The following is a 17270-nucleotide window of genomic DNA, read 5'->3' as shown; positions in this document are numbered from 1 at the left end:
AGGAACGTATGAGATACAGGATTGAATATGCAGATGGAAGATGCTGCAATTTCGCAAACAGTAGAAAAGATTTACTGGATTGGATGAAACTGCTGAAAGATGAAAAGATTGTTGATATTCGTAAAATCTATAAAAGCGGTGTTACAGATTCAGTTCTGGATAGTTACCGAAGATATTTAAAACAGTGAAAGGGATAGGCAGTCATGGTAGTTATAAAAATAATTATAAGGATTTTGTTATTGCCAGTGCGGATATGCCTGACGTTGATACAACTGATACTTATGTTCAGCACATGGCTGTCTGCAACTGTATTTCATGCCCTGTCGGGAATCATCTGCATTACAGCAATCTTAGGCTATGGATTCAGACAGGAAACAGGCACAGAAGTGGGCAAAATGCTTTTGATAGGTTTTATACTTTATATCCTGCCTGTACTTTCTGGTTGGGCGGTGATGTGGCTGGAAACAATCAAAATCAGATTGATGGGAGATTAAAAAGATGGAATTAACGGAAAATATGGAAGAGTTCCTGAATGATCTGATCGGAAAAAGAATGGAACAGGTTTATCAGGAAAATGATGGAGAGCAGTATGATCCATTCAATGAAGAACTGGAAATGAAAGTGCAAAAGGTAATTCGGAAGTTACCGCCAAAACAAGGAAAAGTCATTTTTGACTATATGACAGAAACCTCAAATAATAACAGTGACCTGAATGAGTTCTATTACCGTATGGGATTGAGAGATGGGTTAAAGCTGAGAGAAGCTATCCAAACTATACTGGACACATTGATGGAGTAGGGTACCGGAGAAAGGAATGGGATTTTCAAATGAAAATGACAAAAGAAATTGAAGAATTTATCAATCTGACAATAACGGAACACATGGGAAAATCATATGCAGATTGGAAGTTGAGCCAGTCATCTGTGACAGAACCAGATGAAATTGAGGAAGAGTACAAAAAAGTGATTGAGACACTTCCGGCAGAGCAAGAAGAAATTATTACAAAATATTGTGATGCGATATTTAACAGCGGGGCAGAAACAGAGGAATTCTTTTATCGGTTAGGCTTAAAAGACGGAATGAAGTTAAAGAAGTTAATAAAACTGATTATAGAAGAATTATCATAAATGAAAAACAATTTTATAAAATGATGGACAAATAATAGTGAGCATAATATAATATTTTGAGTATGATAGTTCACAAAAACGGAGGAAACGCTTAAATGAATAGGGTGCAGGAAATTAGAAAAGAGAGAAATATTACACAGGTACAATTAGCCAAATATGCTGGCATTAGTAGAAAATATCTTTCAAATGTAGAAAATCAGCTTGCAAATCCTTCTGTAGATGTTGCATTTCGAATATCTACAGCATTAAGTGTTGATATTGATAAGATATTTTTTGATGTACCTAAATCAAATATAACAGTATATCCAAAACCGTTGAGATATATTGATTTATTCTGCGGAATCGGAGGATTTAGATACGCCAGTAAGGGGGCTTTTGATAAGCTTGGGATAAATGGTAAGTGTGTGTTTAGCAGTGATATTGATAAATATGCACAACAGGCCTATGAAGCCAACTTTGGTGAGAAGCCTGTTGGGGATATAACGAAAGTTGATGCAGAAAGTATACCTGATTTTGATTTGTTGTTTGGAGGATTTCCATGTCAGGCATTTTCAATTTGTGGTTTAATGAAAGGATTTGAAGATAAAACAAGAGGAACATTATTTTTTGATATAGCAAGAATTATAAAAGAAAAACAACCGCAAGCTTTTGTATTGGAAAATGTAAAGAATTTGGCAAGCCACGATGGAGGTAAGACACTTCAAACAATATTAGAAACATTAAGAGATGAATTAGGTTATCATGTCGATTATCATTTGTTAAATGCTCTTGATTTCGGCTTGCCTCAAAAACGAGAGCGAATAATTATTGTGGGATCAAAAAAACCATTTAAGATGGACTGGAATTTTGAAATAAAAAATAAAAAAACATTAAATGATATTTTAGAAAAGAAAGTTGATTCTAAACATTATGCTTCACCAGAAATTGTTGCAAAAAGAAAAGCAATGCATACGGCAAAAGTTTTTCCATCGATATGGCATGAGAATAAATCAGGAAATATTTCTTCGTATCCATATAGTTGTGCACTGCGTGCAGGTGCTAGTTATAATTATTTATTGGTAAATGGTGAAAGAAGATTAACTCCAAGAGAAATGTTAAGATTGCAAGGATTTCCCGATGATTTTAAAATAGTTGTATCAGATTGCCAAACTAGAAAACAGGCGGGAAATGCAATACCAGTAGATATGGTAAAAATGGTAATTGAAAGATTTATTCCAATGGCATTTTAAGCATAATTGTGTTAAAATTACTTCATATATTTAATGTTTGGAGGAATGCGGCACATGGCTGAGCCAAGATTAAGAACAGTGAATAAGGCAGTTGCCCCGTTTGCAGTAAATAAGTTTCCGTCATCATTTGTGGAAACATTAGCTCAAAATATTGTATATATGATGGCTACTAAACAGAGTATGTCATTAGAAGGAAATGAATGGGAGCAGATATTTGCAGAATGTGTAGGAGCAGAGTGGAAACCGTCAAATGTAGGACTTGATGATGTTGTTTTGGACAATTGTTGCTGGGGTGCGAAAACTGTCTTTGGACAAACTGATATTGAACATCAAGATAAGGTTAGATTAATATGTGGTAGAAATGCTGTTACATATAGCTTTGGAGTAGACAATTATTCAGAGGTTGATCCAAATGAGTTGGGAAAGATGGTTTTGCAAATTTGGAATGAAAGAGTGTCGGCAGTACGTCAGATTTTTAAATTTGTGAGAACGGTTGTTTTGGTCAAATCAAAAGATTATAAGGATTACCTCATATTTGAATTTGATACAATTCGATATGATCCGGAATTATATGAATTTAAGTGGAATAAGCGTGGAAATTTAGAGGGGTATGAAAAAGAATCTGGATTACATAAGTTTACATGGCAGCCAGGAGGTAGCCAGTTTACAATTATAGAAAAAATACCGCAAGAGCGATTACATATTTCTATAAAACAACCTGATCAGATGGATAAATCAACAATTTTGAAAGCAGTAGGTTTTGATAAATCATGGTATGAGATAGTTTCTGAAAAATTGCCCCCAAAAGATCAAAAAGCTCGGCAGACGGAAAGGATAGAAATCTACAAAGAAAAACTTAATAACTAGCACAGAAGGCATTAACTTGTAGTGGGTTAATGCCTTTGCACTATATTTAGAAAGGAAAGAATTTTATGGAAAAAGTAAGACGGCAACATTATGTGCCGAGAATGTATTTAAAAAGATTCGGGTATGGAAATATAGACGATGAATATATTTCTGTTCTCAAGCTGGATAATGGTATTGTTTTGGATAATCGAAAAGTTAAAAATTTTGCGGTGGAAAATTATTTCTATGACGCAGATAAAGAACAAATCGTAGAAATATTAAAAGAAGATTTGAAAGTTTTTCCAGAACTCTGTGACAATGAAAAGTTATCAGATGAACAATTTACAGAACACGCATTAGCAAGAGAAGAATCAGCTATTAGTAAAATGCTTAATGAATTACAGGAAGATCTCAGCAGAATTCATATAAGCTCAAATAGAAATTTAATGATAATATTTTTACATTCCCTGGCATATAGAACGAAACAGTTTAGAGATCAAATGGATGCTATAAATAACAAAACAGAGAAATGGTTAAGTTCTATGTGTGATAATTTGGGACTTGATGAAGAGACAAAGAAAAAAACTATTGAGACAAATTGTTCTACAGGAAAGAATACACAACTATATCAAATTTTAGGAATAAAACCTGTTTTAGAAACTATGCAGATGTTACAGTATAATTATGAGTGGTATGAAGCGGTGAATAATACAGAGTTGGATTTTGTTATTAGCGATAATCCAGCACAGACTGTAAGGAATGGATTTAATGATATATGTATTCCTGTTTCATCCAATAAGGCATTTATATTCAGAATAAAAGGTAAAACAGCACCTCTTATTTCTAAAGATATGCCAGAGAATGGAGTTATAAATTTATCATTAAATAGTGTAATCGCATATAACTGTATGCAGCTTGCAATGGGACAAAAATTTTTGTTCGGTACATCGAATACGATCAAATATATGAAAAAAATGTGGGAAGCAAGATCGGCAGGAAGAAATAAGAGAAAATAGAACAAAGATTAATTCAAGGAGCATTAACCGTAAAAGTTAGTGCTTCTTTTTTATTTTTTTCAAAAGCATCTGACATTGTACACTCTGCCACATGTGATTAGTGGAAAATAAATTTTTTTAGAAAAGCACCGTCCAAATGCCCTTTGAAACTTGCAATTAGTGAAGAAATATTTCGTTTACACATAAAAAACCTGCAAAAAGGGGTTGGTAAATACCATTTCCAACGCTTTATAGGTAGAGGAATAATTATTTTTCAAGAATCCCCCAAATCATGTCCGCTTTTGCTTGTCCCAGTACAGAGTATGTGAAGGGACTAACAAAAGTAAAAGAAAAAATGATAAAAATGCAAAAAAATATCACGAATCTTTTGCATCTTGCCAAGTCATTTGACTTTAGTAATTAGAGGACGTTTGGAATGTTCCTTCGTTGAACCTTGACAACTGATAAGTGCACCCTGAAAGCCTACCAGGAGTTCTGCCATGACCTTCCTTTTCAGGAAGCAAGCGGAATCATAATGACACTCCCGATGATGGGCGGCTGACCAGAGCCTTATGGTCAGTGAACTGTTTATACAGGCAGAGGCAGTCTGAGACGACTGCAGGCGACAGGGAAACGCACGACAGACCGCTGCAAAAAAGTAACTGAAAATGTTTACAGGGCAAAATGCCCGGAAAGGATGTAACGACTATGAATAAAGTAATTTTAATGGGAAGACTGACAAAGAATCCGGAGATTAAATATGCCGGAAAAGATAATGATATGGCAGTAGCAAGATATACACTGGCAGTGAACAGAAAATATAAACGTGATGGTGAACAGGAAGCGGATTTTATTTCGTGTGTAACATTTGGCAAGAGTGCAGAGTTTGCACAGAAATATCTTCACAAGGGAATGCGGATTGTGATCGGTGGTCGCATCAGCACTGGCAGTTATAAGGATAAGGATGGAAAGACGATTTATACCACAGATGTGATTGTGGAAGAACATGAATTTGCTCAGAACAAGGACAGCGGTGCTGGAGCAGATTCATCAGAAACCCCGAAAACAGATAAAGACGGTTTTATGGAAGCGAAGGACGGAGAAATTCCGTTTGACTAATAAAAGCAGAAATCTGGCTAATAAAAATGTGGAGGTTATTTATGAGTGTAAGTTATAACAGATTATGGAAACAGCTCATTGATAAAAATATGAAGCGGATAGAAATGCAACACCTCACCGGGATTAGTGGAAATATTCTTGCCCGGATGGGAAAAAATCAATATGTATCAATGGAAACAATCGAGAAAATTTGTAAGAAAATGGATTGTACTATTGACGAGATGATGGAATTTACAGATTAAAGATAGCAAGCCGGATACGGCATAATTCTCTTAGCAAAGCTAAGAGCGCACTTCTATACAGGCAATTACATCTGCCTGTATCGTGCGACCTGCGGTGCTATTCCCGATTTTGAAGGATTTCAATCCGGGAATATAGCGAAATCACAGATTTCGGACAAGGGGATAATTTCCCCTTGCGGCATAAGGCCTATCTTGTTGTAACAATTAAAGATTTTTAAAATTACAGAGGTCAGTATTTCCTTATTGTGAAACGATGACCTCAGTTTTTTATATTCAGGAATCGGCATTTTTGAGAAGACCGGTTCTTTTTATTTACAGAAAGAGTAGGAGGTTGAAAAATTGAGCAGAGCAAAAAATCCCAAATATGAATCCATGTCATTGGAAGAACTGAAAACCAACATGGAAAAAAGTAAAAAGGAACTGGAACATGCGATCCACAATAAAAATATTCTTGAACAGAGAAAAAGAATAGTGGAGCGAAAGGAACGTTCCCACAGACTGATTGTTAAAGGCGCAGAGTTTGAAAAAGCATTTCCATTATCCAGAGATTTGGAGCAGGAAGAAGTTCAGACGGTTATGGATCAGTTGCAGAACAGTAGTTACAACAAGAGTATTGTGCGACAGGTTCACATAGCAGCTTTACACAAAGAACAACAGCAAATTGCAGAAGCAGTTGAAAAAGCAGAAAGAGGAGATGGCGGCTAATGGCACTGTATCATTTTTCAGTAAAGCAGGTTTCCAGAGGGAAAGGTCAGACAGTGGTTAATTCCGCAGCTTATATTTCGGGGCAGAAGCTTTATAACGATTATTATGGACAGACACATGACTATACAAAAAAGTCTGGAGTGGTTTTCGCAGAAATCCTGACACCGGAATATGTGCCGGAACGTCTGTCTGACCGGGAAACGCTCTGGAATGAAGTAGAACAGATAGAGAAAAGTAGACGGGCACAGTTAGCTTATTCTTTTGATATTGCTTTACAAAATGAACTGACACTGGATGAAAATATAGAACTGGCGAGGGCGTTTTGTCGGGAACAGTTTGTAGCACGTGGCATGATTGTAGATCTGGCAGTTCACGAGGGAAAATCAAAGAACGAGGATGAACCAGATAATCCACATTTTCATGTACTTGCTCCAATCCGTCCTTTTACAGAAAAAGGAAGTTGGGGCAACAAGCAGAAACGGGAATATGTTCTGGATGAAGACGGAAATCGGATAAAAGATGCCAAAGGGAAGGATATATTCAATGCTGTTTCAACTACCGGGTGGAATGATCCGGAGCTTTTAAAGAAATGGAGAAGAGCGTGGACGGAGAAAGTAAATGAAAAGTTCCGGGAATGCCACATGGCAGCCAGAATTGATCACCGTTCTTACAAAGAGCAGGGAATTGATCTGATTCCGACTATCCATGAAGGATACGAAGTCCGGGCAATGGAGAAAAAGGGGATAAAAACAATTATCGGAGAACTGAACAGAGCTATTCGACAGTTCAATCAGATGTTTATTTCTTTGAAAGAATCCATTCAGTGGATGAAGACCGCTTATGAAGAAATGAAGACAGAGATGGATCGCAGACAGAACCCTACACTTCTGGAAAGCTTGCAGGATTATTATGATAAAAAGACACAGGGCAGGCCACCACTTCCCAATTTCTATGCGGAGATGAAACGAAAGGGGAAAAATCTCTCCAACTTACAGGAGTTTGCAAAATCAATCAGTTATCTTCAGACACATCAGATAGAGACGATGGATGACTTGCAGGAACGGATTGATGAACTGAAGGGTGTTGTTTCTGTCAGTAAAAGGGAAATTTCCGAAAAGCGAGAGCAATTAAAGAAATTGGAAAATCTGGAAAAGATGGCAGAGGTAATAAAGACAAACCAGCCATTGATTGATGAGTACAACCATTTCTTTTTTCAGAAAAAACGGGATAAATATTATCAGCAGCACAAAAAGGAAATCAATTATTACCGTAAATGCGAACGGGAATTAAAACAACACCTGGACAAAAATGGAAAAGTGCCAACTGCCAGATGGAAACGTGAGAAAGAAGAACTCCGGGCGGTGATTGAAGAATTGAAAGCAGATAACCAGCCGTATAAGGAGGAACTTGCGTTTGTAAAAAAGGTACAGAGTTGTGCGGATATTGCCAGACGTGACCGGGAAATGGCAGAAGCAGATACTTCCGGGCAATCAGAAGAAAAAACTGAGAAGCAGACAAAGTTTCCGGCATTTCACGCAGTTCAGACGGAAGATATTTTTGAAGAAAACGGTAAAACAGAGCAACAGCCGGTGAATCAACAGGAGCAGAAATCAGAAAAGAAGACTTCTCTTCTGAGAAAATTGGATGAGAAGAAGAAAGAATGTGCAGAGCGTGATGCAAAACAACAGGCAGTGAAGAAAAAACGGAACCATGAGATGAGTTTATAACAGTCCGCCAGCAGGACAAATAGGAAAGGATGATGAAAATGCAGTATACAGAAGAACAGATTGCAAGAGCCAACCAGACTGATCTTGTTTCTTTTCTGAAGGCACAGGGAGAACAGTTGGTGAAAAGTGGCAGAGAATATCGTTGGAAAAAGCATGACAGTGTAACGGTATCCGAAAACCGATGGTATCGGCATAGTCAGAGTAAGGGAGGTTATCCGGTAGATTTTGTGATGGAATTTTATTATGCAACATTCCCGGAAGCAGTGAAAATGCTGATCGGGGAAGAAGGCGAAGGCAGGCAGAAGTCCTGCCCCGCCCCGTCCAAAGACTTCCAATTACCAGAGAAAAATGAAGATAATGAAATGATCGTAAAGTATCTGACAGAAAGCAGAGGGCTTGAGAAAAATTTTGTGATGGAATGGATTGTCAGAGGAGATATTTACGAAGAAAAGAAACACCATAATGTTATATTTGTTGGCAGAGATGCAGATGGTATTCCAAGATATGCACATTGCCGTGGAACTGGTGAAACGAAATATCGTGGAGATGTAGCTGGTTCTGATAAATCTTTTGGATTTTGCCACAGAGGAACAGATAATCAGTTGTTTGTGTTTGAAGCAGCCATTGACCTGATTTCTTTTATCCAATTATTTCCAAAAGACTGGAAGAAACGCAGCTACCTGAGTCTGGGTGGTGTCTCCAGTATGGCACTGACGGCTTTTCTTTCTGAACGCCCTCAGATTACTTCTGTTTTTCTGTGTCTGGATAATGACCAGGCAGGGAATGAAGCCTGTGAGAAACTGGCAGGGGAAATCTTAGAAGGATACAGTGTAATTCGTCTGAAACCGTCACGAAAAGATTGGAATGAAATCCTCTGTGATAAAAATGCTGACAGAAAGAAAGCAATCGCAGAAACAATCACAATTAAAGTACCAGAAGCAGAAGAACTGGTGCCGATGTTATGTTATGAAGATATTGAGCAGACCAGTGTGGAGTGGTTGTGGTTTCCTTATATTCCATTTGGAAAACTGACAATTATTCAGGGTAATCCGGGAGAGGGAAAAACTTATTTTGCAATGATGCTGACGGCAGCCTGTACCAATCGAAAGTTGTTTCCCAACATGGAAGATATTGAGCCGTTCAATGTAATTTATCAGACAGCAGAGGATGGCATGGGTGATACTATCAAGCCTAGACTGGTGGAGGCAGGAGCAGATTTGAGCCGGGTTATGGTAATTGATGATACGGAAGAAGCATTAACCTTATCTGATGATCGAATTGAAAAAGCAGTCAGACAGAATCAGGTGAGACTTGTAATTATTGATCCGGTACAGGCATTTATTGGAGCAGATGTGGATATGAACCGGGCAAATGAAGTACGTCCGGTGTTCCGAAAACTGGGAATGATTGCAGAGAAGACCGGATGTGCCATTGTGCTGATCGGACATCTGAATAAATCTTCCGGGACACAGAGCACGTATCGGGGACTTGGTTCTATTGATATTATGGCAGCAGTGCGAAGCTTGATGTTCATTGGAAAAGTAAGAAAAGATCCAACCACGAGGGTATTGATTCATGAAAAAAGTTCTCTTGCACCACCGGGGGAGACAATGGCATTTAAACTGGGAGACGAAGAAGGTTTTCGATGGGTGGGAGCCTATGAGATTTCCGCAGATGAATTGTTAGATGGAAAAGAAGGAAAAGCAACAGAAACAAAGCTGGAGAGAGGGGCAAAGTTAATCAGGGAACTTCTTGCTGATAAAAAAGAAATTTCAATCAGGGAATTAGATGAAAAAGCAAAGGAACAGGGAATATCCGGGCGAACAATGCGTGATGTGAGAAGACGGATGAAGAATGAGTTGGAGTACCAAGTAAATGAAAAGCAGGAGAATAGTATTCGATTAAAAGAATGATGGGTGGTAGAGTCATTGAAGAAAATATAGATTTTTATAGATACCTTATCTGCCACCTGCCGTCTGCCAGTGTATGAAATTACGAAAACAGATTGCGAATCGCTTGCAACTTGCAATCAAACAAGATATAATGAAGAAAAAAGAGGAGGCGATATCTATGGCAAGAACAGCAAATGTATTTGCACGTGTCGAACCTGAAGTGAAAGAACAGGCAGAGCAGGTGCTTGATCGACTTGGAATTCCAATGTCCAATGCGGTAGGAATGTTTCTGAGACAGATTGTACTCCAGAGAGGAATTCCTTTTGAGATGAAACTTCCAGCTTATGAGGAGCCTGTGGCATATGGCTCTCTGACAAAGGAACAGTTCAATGCAGAAATAGAAAAAGGCATGGAAGATATTAAGGCTGGCAGAGTGTATTCAGCAGATGAAGTTGAAGCAGAAATGAAACAGGAATTTGGTATATGAAATATAAAGTGATGTATACAGCAGGAGCAAAGAAAGATCTGCGAAATATTTTCAGATATATTTCAGAGGAACTGTTAGCTTCAGAGAATGCTGCAGGACAGACAGAGCGCATTATGACGGCAATTCGGAAGCTGGATACTATGCCGAACAGAAATCGGCTCTATGAGGAAGAACCGTGGCACAGCAGAGGACTTCGATTCTTTCCGGTGGATAATTATCTGGTATTTTACAAAACAGATGATGAAACTGAAACGGTATATGTAGTGCGAATTATGTATGGTGGACGTGATGTTCATAAACAGTTAAGTCAAACAGAAGACGTTTCAGTAAATTAAAACAGAATATGGAACTAAAACACGAGCAGTTAGTCTATGAAAAATAGGTTAGCTGCTTTTTTCATGCAAAAAAGGAGGAGCCGTGTATGGGATATGCACGTAAAGATGTAGAGAAAACAAAGAAAATAGCAAAGAAATTTGTACGCTATCAAGAAGGGGCAGAGCTTTATAGCATTGGACTGACGAAATTCCAGGAGTTGGCGAAAGAAGCTAAAGCAGTGTATAAGATTGACAAGGTTGCTCTTGTAAACTGTGAGATTTTTGAAAAATATCTGGAGACATTTCGGATTGCGTAGGGAACAGAAGAAAATCGTGGAAGGACGAAAAATAGGGATTGACTTCTTGTCATACGAAAATTATAATATGGATGTGGAGGAATAAGAACAGATATGGCGAAAATAGGAAGACCGAAGTCGGAAAATATAAAAAAGAAAGTGTTGAGTATCCGGGTGGAAGATTCTATGTATAAGTGTATCTGTGATTATGCCAGGAAACACAAAATGACTGTGACAGAAGTTGTCTTGCAGGGACTGGAAAAAGTATTGAACAGACCTGAATAATATGTAGTCCTTCCTTTATTTAAAGGAGGATTTTATATGGCACAGACAAGAAAAGATCTGCGGGGCAGAGTCCTGCGGAAAGGTGAATCACAGAGACGTTCAGATGGGAGATATGTATATACTTATACGGATCCTCTCGGAAGACGTAAATATGTTTATGCACAAGACCTTGTAACGCTTCGGGAAAAAGAAGCACAGCTCATGAAAGATCAGATGGACGGTCTGGATATTTATGTTGCCGGAAAGGCTACAATAAATTTTGTATTTGACCGTTACATGAGTCTCAAAAACAATCTGAAACCAACGACCAAGAGCAATTATCTTTATATGTATGACCGATTTATCCGGGAGACATTTGGAAAGCGGAATATAGCAGAGATTAAGTATTCTGATGTGGTGCAGTTCTATAATCACCTGATTGAGAAGCAGGAACTGAAAATCAACACGTTGGAAACCATTCACACGTTATTGCATCCGACTTTTCAACTGGCTGTAAGGGATGACATTATCAGAAAAAATCCTACGGATGGAGTCATGGCAGAATTAAAGAAAAACTTAGGCATGAAAACCGGTGTGAGACATGCACTGACTATTCCACAGCAGAGAGCATTCATGGAATATATTGCTACGCATCCGATTTATTTTCACTGGTGGCCGATTTTTACGATTTTTCTTGGAACCGGGTGCCGAATCGGCGAAGTTTTAGGGCTTCGATGGGAAGACATCAATTATGAGAAGCGAATTATCAGCATCAATCATAATCTGACGTATTATCCAGTAGGAGAAGACCGGGCATCGGAAAATCACATTTCAACGCCGAAAACTGAAGCCGGAATGCGTACGATTCCCATGTTGGATACAGTGAAAGATGCTTTTGAAATGATCTGGGAAGAGCAGAAAGAAAATGGCTGGACAGATGCAGAGATTGATGGAATGACAGGCTTTGTTTTCTGTAACCGTTATGGAAATATAATGAATGCCCAGTCAGTCAATCGGGCAATCAAGAGAATCTCATCTGCTTATAATGCAACAGAAGAAATAGAGGCAAAAAAAGAGCATCGGGAGCCGGTGCTGTTGCCGGATTTTTCAGCGCACAGTTTGAGACACACATTTTGCACAAGGCTTTGTGAAAGAGAAACGAACCTGAAAATAATCCAGTCGATCATGGGGCATAAGGATATTCAGACCACTATGGATATCTATGCAGAAGCGACAGAGGAGAAGAAACAGGAAACATTTGAACATTTGGCTGCAACAATGGATATATTTTAAGAAGGGCTTATGAACCCTTTCATCTGACAACAGAAATAACCAAATGACATCAAATTGACAACAGATATGATTTGACAATGATTCATCATGAATGGTGATGAAGAGAAGACAATTTAATAGGAATAGCTCAGCGAAGCATCACGAAGGGTAATGAAGAAAAATCAAAAAAATTCCCGACAATGAAGTCACTGGACGCTGACAAGAAAGCTGCGAAGTCAGAAAACAGCACTTCCACAGCAGCACCGGAGAAAGAAGAAGTTATCGACTTCTCCAAGGTAAAGGTTGAGCCTTTATTTGAAGAATTTGTTGATTTCGATACTTTCAGCAAGTCTGATTTCAGAGCTGTAAAAGTAAAAGCTTGTGAAGCTGTTAAGAAATCCAAGAAGCTGTTACAGTTCACTCTGGATGACGGAACAGGCACAGATCGTACGATTTTAAGCGGTATTCACGCTTATTACGAGCCGGAAGAACTGGTTGGAAAGACCTTAATTGCGATCACCAACCTGCCACCGAGAGCCATGATGGGAATTGAATCTTGTGGAATGCTGCTCAGTGCAATCCATGAGGAAGAGGGCGAAGAAAAACTTCATCTTCTGATGGTTGATAACAGAATCCCGGCAGGTGCGAAGCTGTACTAAAATTAAATATAAAATAAGAGCACTTCTTAGAGTTAATCTGAGAAGTGCTTTTTTTGATTGAAATTTATGACAAAATGTTGGAATAGTGTTTAGATTATTTCAAGGCATATTTGAATTTATCGCCTCTTACCACTTGTTTTGAAATATGTAATGGGTTTCCAGTGCTGTCATATACCTTGTCTTCAATTAACATCAAAGCAGAACCTCTTGTAACATCTAAGAGTTCTGATTCTTCTGAGGAAGCATAGCACAGTTCGATGGTCTTGCTACCTGTTAATGGGCGGATGTTATATTCATTTTGTAAAATCGCATAAAGTGAACCATTCAGATTTTTTGTCTGAAGAGAATCAAAAGCAGTAGTGAACCAGGTGGTTTCCATACAAATCGCGATATTGTCTACATATCTTAATCTTTCAATTTTTAAAAGAGATTTATTTCCACTTAAATTAAAAAAATGTTGTTGCCCTTTTGTTGGCATTTCATGTGACACAAGTATGGTCTTTGTGGTGAGTGTTTGCCCCATCAATCGAACGTTATCGGTAAAACTTAAGAAGGAAGAATTGTTCTGTCTGGTTGTTGCTGAGGATACAAAAGTTCCCTTTCCATGTGCTTTTTCGAGCAGACTTTCCTGGACAAGTATAGAAATAGCTTTTCTTACAGTACTTCGACTTACTTTGTACATATCGCTCAATTCGAATTCGGAAGGGATTTTCTCTCCTTGTTTGAATTTTCCTTCATATATATCATAACGTATCTGATCGGCCAGCTGATCGTATAAAGTTTTACTAATAGATGTGTTGAGTTGTTCCATAATAAACATACCTCCGACTTATAAATAATAAGTTTATATGTATATTATAGCAAATAAAAATTGCAAATCAAGATGTATGCAGATGTGTTTTCGAAAAACGTATATTCTGATAAAAAATGCATAAAATGAACTGTGTTGTATTGTGATGTATTCACAAAATAAAAAATATGGGTTTACAAGAGTACAAAATCAATGTTATGATTTGTTTAGAAACAAGATGTATGCAGATGTCACGATACGAGTGGAGATGTCAACGAATAGGAGGAGAAAGTTTTTGTTAACATCCCATGCGTATCTGGTCCAGGGAATGAAGTCATCATTGGAATTAATCCTGGGTGAACAGGAGTGTGTGGATGTAGTGTGTGCATATACGGATGGACAATATGACATCAAAGTGGAGATTGAAAAGAAACTTACAGCACTTCAGCCGGAAGATGAGTTGATCGTAATTGCGGATCTGTGGCACATTGATGTCAGGCACTATAAATTGGCAATATAAATTTGACAGATAACAATCATGATGCGGTTGCAGTAGCAATCAAAAAGTTAGAACAATTAGAAAAGGAGAAGAATAAAATGGAAATCAGAGAACTTATTGAAAAAGTAATTAAAGATATGGAACGAGACGGAGGTCTTAGGAGTGTTGTATGGGTTGCAGCTGGAGGATCTCATGATGGACATTATGCGGCACAGTACTTTATGGATCGCGAATCTACAGCTGTACGTTCTCAGCAGATCACAAGCAGTGAATTTGTATATGCAGCACCAAAATGTGTAGGCAAAAATACAATAGTTGTTCTTACTTCTATGAGAGGTACAAAAGAAACAATCGAAGCTGCAAAAATTGCAAAACAGCTTGGAGCAGTTACAATTAGCCAGTATGTGGATGAGTCTGAACTTACAAAAGTGTGTGATTACAATGTTCAGTATGGAAGCATCTGGGAAGATGATAAAGATCAGAGCAAAACCAATGCAGGAAATGCACTTCGCATGGCGATGGCAATTGTAGATATTGTAGAAGGATATGACAATTATGCAGATGCTATGGATGCATTCACAAAAGTTCAGCCAGCATATGTGAAAGCTCGTGAATACTGCAGACCATTGGCTGAAAAATGGGCAGAACAGATGAAAGATGAAAAATGCATCACTGTACTTGCAAGTGGTCCGGCATATGGATCTGGACATATTTTCTCAACATGTAATATCCTTGAAATGCTTCAGATTCAGTCTCCAACATTTAACAGCTGTGATTTCTTCCATGGTCCTTTTGAGATTACAGACAAAAATGAGCCGTTTTTCCTCCTTGTGGCTGATGGAAGAACAAGAAAAGCAGATGAGAGAGCGATTACATTTATGAACAAATATGCTGGAGATAAAGTATACATATTAGATGCAAAAGAATTAGGATTAAATAATCTGAAAGATTCTGTTTCAGAATACTTCAATCACCTTCTTTTCACACCAATTTTAAATAATGTATATATGAAAGCATTATCAAAAGCAACAGGAACTGATTACACAACACGTAGATACATGTGGAAAGTAGAATACTAAAAATATTAAAATAAAAGAAATCAACTCAAAAACTTGACTTTAATCTTTTCGAGTGGATTACTGTTCCGTTCTATGTGGATTATGGAAACAATATTTATTTCGGAAATAACTGCGAAGTAAATATGAAGTGCACTTTTTTGGATGGCAATATAATTCGTATCGGGGATAATGCCTTGATTGCACCAAATGTGCAGATTTATACAGCATTTCATCCGATAAATGCGGTGGAGCGTTTCGGTGAGCCGAAAGAGGATGGCTCATTTGAGCTTTGTAAAACTAGAACGGCACCTGTTATTATCGGCGACAATGTCTGGATTGGTGGTGGCGCTATTATTCTGCCTGGCGTTACGATTGGAAATAATGTCGTAATCGGAGCTGGCAGTGTTGTAACGAAAGACATTCCAGACAATGTAATTGCAGTTGGAAATCCCTGCAGAGTGATCAAAGAAAACAAGTAAAGGCGGATGCTATATTTTGCATTGTCACGCCAATAAATTCAAGTTTGTCAACTTGCCCTTTGAGAGAGGAGAAAATCCTTTTCTTAAAGGGCTTTTTCTATTTATACGGATATTCGCAAACTTCAAGATAAAGATAAAACTTCATATACTCTAAGCACAGAGGAAGTGGAGGTTTTGATATGAGTAACAGTTCACCAGAAGTACACCCGGAGCTTGTTTCGGAGTGGTCGAAAAAGAATAAGATAAAACCGACAGAGGTTTCTATTGGTTCTCATAAGAAAGTGATTTGGAGATGTGAGAAAGGTCACGAGTGGGAAGCTGTCGTTAAGAGCAGGACAATAAATAAAACGGGTTGCCCGTATTGCTCTCATAATAAAGTGTTGGCAGGATTTAATAACCTTGCAACGCTTCTGCCGGATATAGCTGCCGAGTGGTCGGACAGAAATTATCCGTTACTTCCAACTCAGGTTACGGCGTATTATAAGAGACTGTAATGACAAACAGCTCCTGAAAGAAAAAAAGAATCCGGTGTTACTTCCGAATTCTTCCTGCCACTCACTCAGACATACGTTTACAACACGCTTGGTAGAAGCAGGAGTAAATATTAAAGTGATCCAGAACCTGTGTGGTCATAGTAGAAGTGATGTGACACTTGATATATATACGACCGTAATTAAAACAGACAGAGTTTGATGATTTCCAGAAAAAACTGAAAGAAAAGAAGCAGGAGTGGAAAAACAGACAGGAAGAGGAGGCATGATTCTCTTCCTGTTTTGTCGAAAAAATCTTATTGCATAAGCAGTGGTAGTAAGATTATAATAAATGTAAAGGAAACAAAAGATAAGCTATGGAGCTATAGATTATAACAAGTGAATGAAACATTGGATAATTTGAAAGGAGGAAGTGTCGATGGGAGCAACAGCAACAGTGAGAAAATCAGATTTTATAGATGCAATGGAAGAGAACCAAAAGGATGTCCGTAAGATGGTAATGGACAGTTACCATGATATTGAAAAAGGAAAAGGAAGAGATTACAAAGAGTTTTTTGCAGAATTAGAAAGCAGGTACAGGAATGCAAATGTATAAAGTTATGATGCTTCCTATGGCAGAGGAAGATATCATGAATAATACGGATTATATTGCGTTCGAGAAAAAAGCACCTGAAACAGCGTTAGAATTGGCAATGGGTTTTCGTAACACCATTGCCAAACTTGAGTTTATGCGTGAACTACTCGGCAACTGAGTTACCAGAGCATCTGAAATCTGGCGG

The 17270-nt window shown here is 38.0% G+C and carries 24 protein-coding genes and 2 pseudogenes; 25 read left to right on the top strand and 1 reads right to left on the bottom strand.

Annotation, left to right across the window (positions count from 1 at the left end; translation table 11 throughout):
* Nucleotides 1-8: 8 nt before the first annotated feature.
* The 18 genes and pseudogenes from ACTNB8_RS09420 to ACTNB8_RS09335 form a co-directional block, all read left to right on the top strand.
* A complete protein-coding gene (locus tag ACTNB8_RS09420) occupies nucleotides 9-188 on the top strand; it encodes a hypothetical protein (RefSeq protein ID WP_373103242.1) in 180 nt (59 codons plus the stop codon).
* A 75-nt stretch (nucleotides 189-263) separates the two neighbouring features.
* Nucleotides 264-494 (top strand): hypothetical protein, encoded by a 231-nt coding sequence (locus ACTNB8_RS09415; protein WP_441054116.1) that lies wholly within the window; start codon nucleotides 264-266, stop codon nucleotides 492-494.
* A gap of 4 nt (nucleotides 495-498) precedes the next feature.
* Nucleotides 499-798 carry a hypothetical protein gene (locus ACTNB8_RS09410; RefSeq protein ID WP_441054115.1) on the top strand — a complete coding sequence of 100 codons (300 nt, stop codon included), beginning with the start codon at nucleotides 499-501 and terminating at the stop codon, nucleotides 796-798.
* Between the two features lie 29 nt (nucleotides 799-827).
* A complete protein-coding gene (locus ACTNB8_RS09405; protein ID WP_243875219.1) occupies nucleotides 828-1127 on the top strand; it encodes a hypothetical protein in 300 nt (99 codons plus the stop codon).
* Nucleotides 1128-1222: 95 nt separating this feature from the next.
* Nucleotides 1223-2356, top strand: a complete 1134-nt coding sequence (gene dcm / locus ACTNB8_RS09400; protein ID WP_138376712.1) for a DNA (cytosine-5-)-methyltransferase — start codon at nucleotides 1223-1225, stop codon at nucleotides 2354-2356.
* A gap of 54 nt (nucleotides 2357-2410) precedes the next feature.
* On the top strand, nucleotides 2411-3223 hold the full coding sequence (locus tag ACTNB8_RS09395; RefSeq protein WP_243121382.1) for a hypothetical protein: 813 nt from the start codon (nucleotides 2411-2413) through the stop codon (nucleotides 3221-3223).
* Nucleotides 3224-3288: 65 nt separating this feature from the next.
* Nucleotides 3289-4218 carry a DUF4238 domain-containing protein gene (locus ACTNB8_RS09390; protein WP_441054112.1) on the top strand — a complete coding sequence of 310 codons (930 nt, stop codon included), beginning with the start codon at nucleotides 3289-3291 and terminating at the stop codon, nucleotides 4216-4218.
* 687 nt (nucleotides 4219-4905) lie between these two features.
* Entirely contained in the window at nucleotides 4906-5316 is a 411-nt protein-coding gene (locus ACTNB8_RS09385) for a single-stranded DNA-binding protein (RefSeq protein ID WP_441054110.1), read from the top strand.
* Nucleotides 5317-5357: 41 nt separating this feature from the next.
* Nucleotides 5358-5558, top strand: coding sequence for a helix-turn-helix domain-containing protein (locus ACTNB8_RS09380; RefSeq protein ID WP_117557461.1), 201 nt, complete (start codon nucleotides 5358-5360; stop codon nucleotides 5556-5558).
* Nucleotides 5559-5897: 339 nt separating this feature from the next.
* On the top strand, nucleotides 5898-6263 hold the full coding sequence (locus ACTNB8_RS09375) for a DUF3847 domain-containing protein (RefSeq protein ID WP_441054108.1): 366 nt from the start codon (nucleotides 5898-5900) through the stop codon (nucleotides 6261-6263).
* On the top strand, nucleotides 6263-7990 hold the full coding sequence (gene mobQ, locus ACTNB8_RS09370; protein WP_441054106.1) for a MobQ family relaxase: 1728 nt from the start codon (nucleotides 6263-6265) through the stop codon (nucleotides 7988-7990). The genes ACTNB8_RS09375 and mobQ overlap by 1 nt, the downstream gene beginning before the upstream one ends.
* 38 nt (nucleotides 7991-8028) lie before the next feature.
* Entirely contained in the window at nucleotides 8029-9903 is a 1875-nt protein-coding gene (locus ACTNB8_RS09365; RefSeq protein WP_441054104.1) for an AAA family ATPase, read from the top strand.
* A gap of 157 nt (nucleotides 9904-10060) precedes the next feature.
* The gene (locus ACTNB8_RS09360; protein ID WP_005339370.1) at nucleotides 10061-10369 is read left to right on the top strand and encodes a type II toxin-antitoxin system RelB/DinJ family antitoxin; all 309 of its coding nucleotides are present in this window, start codon (nucleotides 10061-10063) and stop codon (nucleotides 10367-10369) included.
* The gene (locus tag ACTNB8_RS09355) at nucleotides 10366-10704 is read left to right on the top strand and encodes a type II toxin-antitoxin system RelE/ParE family toxin (RefSeq protein WP_441054102.1); all 339 of its coding nucleotides are present in this window, start codon (nucleotides 10366-10368) and stop codon (nucleotides 10702-10704) included. The genes ACTNB8_RS09360 and ACTNB8_RS09355 overlap by 4 nt, the downstream gene beginning before the upstream one ends.
* An 86-nt stretch (nucleotides 10705-10790) precedes the next feature.
* Nucleotides 10791-11000, top strand: a complete 210-nt coding sequence (locus ACTNB8_RS09350) for a DUF6462 family protein (protein ID WP_005609464.1) — start codon at nucleotides 10791-10793, stop codon at nucleotides 10998-11000.
* Between the two features lie 93 nt (nucleotides 11001-11093).
* The gene (locus tag ACTNB8_RS09345; protein ID WP_441054100.1) at nucleotides 11094-11264 is read left to right on the top strand and encodes a hypothetical protein; all 171 of its coding nucleotides are present in this window, start codon (nucleotides 11094-11096) and stop codon (nucleotides 11262-11264) included.
* A 36-nt stretch (nucleotides 11265-11300) separates the two neighbouring features.
* Nucleotides 11301-12536, top strand: a complete 1236-nt coding sequence (locus ACTNB8_RS09340; protein WP_441054098.1) for a tyrosine-type recombinase/integrase — start codon at nucleotides 11301-11303, stop codon at nucleotides 12534-12536.
* A gap of 170 nt (nucleotides 12537-12706) precedes the next feature.
* Nucleotides 12707-13174, top strand: a pseudogene (locus tag ACTNB8_RS09335) (lysine--tRNA ligase); the annotation flags it as partial.
* A 94-nt stretch (nucleotides 13175-13268) separates the two neighbouring features.
* Here the strand turns inward: ACTNB8_RS09335 and ACTNB8_RS09330 are convergent.
* Entirely contained in the window at nucleotides 13269-13985 is a 717-nt protein-coding gene (locus tag ACTNB8_RS09330; RefSeq protein WP_441054097.1) for a GntR family transcriptional regulator, read from the bottom strand.
* Between the two features lie 274 nt (nucleotides 13986-14259).
* Here ACTNB8_RS09330 and ACTNB8_RS09325 point away from each other — a divergent pair, with 274 nt between their 5' ends.
* From ACTNB8_RS09325 to ACTNB8_RS09295, 7 genes and pseudogenes are all read left to right on the top strand, one after another.
* Entirely contained in the window at nucleotides 14260-14484 is a 225-nt protein-coding gene (locus tag ACTNB8_RS09325) for a hypothetical protein (RefSeq protein ID WP_441054095.1), read from the top strand.
* Between the two features lie 77 nt (nucleotides 14485-14561).
* Complete coding sequence (locus ACTNB8_RS09320) at nucleotides 14562-15542, top strand: sugar isomerase (protein WP_441054093.1); 981 nt, start codon at nucleotides 14562-14564, stop codon at nucleotides 15540-15542.
* A 53-nt stretch (nucleotides 15543-15595) separates the two neighbouring features.
* Nucleotides 15596-16000, top strand: a pseudogene (locus tag ACTNB8_RS09315) (sugar O-acetyltransferase); the annotation flags it as partial.
* A gap of 179 nt (nucleotides 16001-16179) precedes the next feature.
* The gene (locus tag ACTNB8_RS09310; RefSeq protein WP_441054091.1) at nucleotides 16180-16494 is read left to right on the top strand and encodes a zinc-ribbon domain-containing protein; all 315 of its coding nucleotides are present in this window, start codon (nucleotides 16180-16182) and stop codon (nucleotides 16492-16494) included.
* A 34-nt stretch (nucleotides 16495-16528) separates the two neighbouring features.
* A complete protein-coding gene (locus ACTNB8_RS09305) occupies nucleotides 16529-16693 on the top strand; it encodes a tyrosine-type recombinase/integrase (protein ID WP_441054089.1) in 165 nt (54 codons plus the stop codon).
* A gap of 216 nt (nucleotides 16694-16909) precedes the next feature.
* Nucleotides 16910-17086, top strand: a complete 177-nt coding sequence (locus ACTNB8_RS09300; protein WP_155512658.1) for a hypothetical protein — start codon at nucleotides 16910-16912, stop codon at nucleotides 17084-17086.
* Nucleotides 17073-17243 carry a hypothetical protein gene (locus ACTNB8_RS09295; RefSeq protein WP_441054087.1) on the top strand — a complete coding sequence of 57 codons (171 nt, stop codon included), beginning with the start codon at nucleotides 17073-17075 and terminating at the stop codon, nucleotides 17241-17243. Before ACTNB8_RS09300 ends, ACTNB8_RS09295 begins: the two co-directional genes overlap by 14 nt.
* The last annotated feature ends 27 nt before the right edge of the window (nucleotides 17244-17270 follow it).

It is taken from the genome of Blautia sp. HCP28S3_G10 (assembly GCF_052065235.1).
Lineage (GTDB): Bacteria > Bacillota > Clostridia > Lachnospirales > Lachnospiraceae > Blautia_A.
The sequence above is the reverse complement of the archived record's forward strand: the minus strand, read 5'-3'. Positions and strand labels throughout refer to the sequence as shown.